Consider the following 1,040-nt stretch of genomic DNA (forward strand, 5'->3'; position numbering starts at 1 on the left):
CTGATTGGGTCCGCCCCAAGCTTGYGCTTGCTTGATTGTTCACAGGCACGCAGCTCGGAGAACGCTTGGCCACCCGCTTTTCCATGTGCGCGGGCGACACCTTGCGAGGGGAGGCGGCTGTGTYGCCTCCCCAGACAGTTGGGGCGGATGATCCGCCCGACCCCTTACTTGCCGATACTATCACTGCAGTAGTGCCAATCGCGGCAAGTTTGTCTGTAGCGGTCCGAGCATCCCCGAGAAACAGCTCGATCAAGCTGTTTTGACGGCGGTTCGGACAAGAGTTCTCGATCACGGTCATTTGAGGGATTTGATTTTAGGCCTACAGCGCCGTGAGCGGATTAGGGCTCTTTCGGCCACACAGGATTTACCCATCCTTCGATCGAGAGTGGTCGCGGCAGAGACTGCCATGGAGGGATTGTGGGCAAGTATACGTCTCGCTCCGTCACTGGAGGGTGATCCGCTTTTTCAGCGCAACTTGCAGCGTGCCGCCGATGAAATCGGGATGGCTCGTGCTCGGCTACAGGATGCAATGTCGGYACTTGGCGGACACGGCGAAGTCAACGATGCGGACATCGCTTATTTCCGCACCCTCATGCTCGAGCTTCTTGAGAAGGAGAGTCCAGCTCGAACAAAGATTTATCTCTCCACCATCATTGAGCGCATCGAGGTTGGTGTGGGTGATGTTCGGATCGAAGGTCATATCGATGACCTTCGAAGAGCTGTGGAGAGCTCCTCCGATACCTCTGGCGGTCCGGCTATGCCAGAAGTTCGCAGATATGTACGCAGATGGCGGTGCTCGCAGTCTGGTGCGAACTGGTCTCTCCTTTGGCTTCCCTGTTTTGGGCGAGAAACAGGGAGTTTTGTCCACCAACAGCGAAATCTCGTTCGCCTGCTGGCGGAATGCGCCAGTGAATTCAACGGGTTCGTAGACAAATTCCCTGGCGAAATAACAGGGATCTAAGCTCAACAAACGGACCCTGAATGGGAATGAGCTGGCGCGGCAGCGGCAATACGCGTTTGGCCCCTTAATCTCCCCATCG

At 56.3% G+C, this 1,040-nt stretch carries 1 protein-coding gene and 1 pseudogene; one reads left to right on the top strand and one right to left on the bottom strand.

The window, feature by feature from the left end; all coding sequences use genetic code 11:
• Positions 1 to 184 precede the first annotated feature (184 nt).
• Positions 185 to 262 (top strand): annotated as a pseudogene (locus tag AC1DUU_RS32795) (recombinase zinc ribbon domain-containing protein); the annotation flags it as partial.
• Positions 263 to 517: 255 nt separating this feature from the next.
• Here the strand turns inward: AC1DUU_RS32795 and AC1DUU_RS32800 are convergent.
• Positions 518 to 1,040 (bottom strand): hypothetical protein (locus AC1DUU_RS32800; protein WP_476787448.1); only part of this gene is annotated, 523 nt, incomplete at its 5' end.

It is taken from the genome of Aminobacter sp. P4_H6_2 (assembly GCF_056400805.1).